The sequence below is a fragment of the Pseudokineococcus marinus genome (genome assembly GCF_013004605.1).
Taxonomy (GTDB): domain Bacteria; phylum Actinomycetota; class Actinomycetes; order Actinomycetales; family Quadrisphaeraceae; genus Pseudokineococcus; species Pseudokineococcus marinus.
Window position 1 is genome coordinate 1 of record NZ_JABEMA010000509.1, and the last position, 1,432, is coordinate 1,432.

The 1,432-nt window shown below is 80.5% G+C and carries 1 protein-coding gene and 1 pseudogene; both read right to left on the minus strand.

All coding sequences use genetic code 11. The features are described 5' to 3' along the window. Positions 1-219 (minus strand): annotated as a pseudogene (locus tag HLB09_RS17985) (hypothetical protein); the annotation flags it as partial. Beyond that, the coding region (locus HLB09_RS17075) for a 3-oxoacyl-ACP reductase (RefSeq protein ID WP_171204483.1) at positions 216-1,432 on the minus strand (1,217 nt) is incomplete at its 5' end. The gene HLB09_RS17075 and the pseudogene HLB09_RS17985, both read right to left, overlap by 4 nt.

Consider the following 1,432-nt stretch of genomic DNA (forward strand, 5'->3'; position numbering starts at 1 on the left):
CCGCCGCCGGGGCAGCAGGGCGCCCGCCAGCAGGCCGGGCGACGGAGCCAGCGGCACCGCGGACGCCGGTCGGCGGCCCCCGGTGGCAGGGGACGCGGCACGGCCGGCCAGGGCGTCGGACCGGGCGTCGGACCGGGCGTCGGAGGAGGAGCCGCCGGAGGAGGAGCCGCCGGAGGAGGGCGAGCCGGCGCCGGAGGAGGTCCGCGCGGCCACCCTCACGCCCCCAGCAGGCTCTGGCCGCAGACGCGCAGCACCTGCCCGTGCACCCCGGCCGTCGCGGGCTCGGCGAACCAGGCGATGGCCTCGGCGACGTCGACGGGCAGCCCGCCCTGCCCGAGCGAGGCGAGGCGCCGCCCGAGCTGGCGCGTCAGGGGCGGGACGGTCGCCGTCATGCGCGTCTCGATGAAGCCGGGCGCGACGGCGTTGACCGTCGTCCCGGCGGCGGCCGCCCGCGGCGCGAGGGCGTCCACGAGGCCGATGACCCCGGCCTTGGACGCCGCGTAGCTCGTCTGGCCGTCGTTGCCCGCGATGCCGGCGAGCGACGAGACGCCGACGACGCGGCCGCCGCGGCCCAGCAGGCCGGCGCCGAGGAGGTGCTCGGTGAGGCGCAGCGGCGCGCCGACGTTGACGTCGAGCACCGCGGCGAAGGCGTCGGGGCGCATGTTGCGCAGCCGCCGGTCACGGGTGATGCCGGCGTTGTGCACGACGACGTCGACGCCGCCGAGGCGCTCGCAGGCGTCCGCGAGGCGGCCGGGCGCCAGGTCGGAGGTGATGTCGAGGACGAGCGGCTCGCCGCCGACGGCCCGGGCCGTCGCCGCCAGGTCGCCGGCGGCGGCCGGGACGTCGACGCACACCACGTGCGCGCCCCGCGCTCCCAGCAGCTGCGCGACGGCGGCGCCGATGCCGCGGGCCGCGCCGGTGACGACGGCGCGACGGCCCGCCAGCGGCCGGGGGCCGCGGGCCTCCTCGCCGGGGGGCAGGTCGTGTACGGGCGCGCCCACCCGCACCACCTGGCCGCTGACGAAGGCCGAGCGGCCCGACAGCAGGAAGCGCAGCGTCGAGCCCATGGCCCCGACGCCGCCCTCGGCGAGGAGCACCAGCTGCACCGTCCGGCCGCCGCCCACCTCCTTGCCCAGCGAGCGCGTGAAGCCCTCGAGGGCGCGCTGGGCCACGCGCACCGCGGCCGGTGACCCCGCGGCGAGGCGGTCGGGGTCGAGCCCCAGCACGACGACGTGGGCCCCGCGCGCGAGCCGGCGCAGGTGCGGCGTGCAGGCGCCCACGAGGCCCACGAGGTCGGCGGGGGAGGCGGCGGCGGTGGCGTCGACGACGAGGCCGCCCCACCGCTCGTCGCCGGCGGCCGTACCAGCGGTCGCGTCCCCGCCCGCTCCGTCCGGACCGACGACCCGGGCCCCCGCGGCGGCCAGAGATCGGA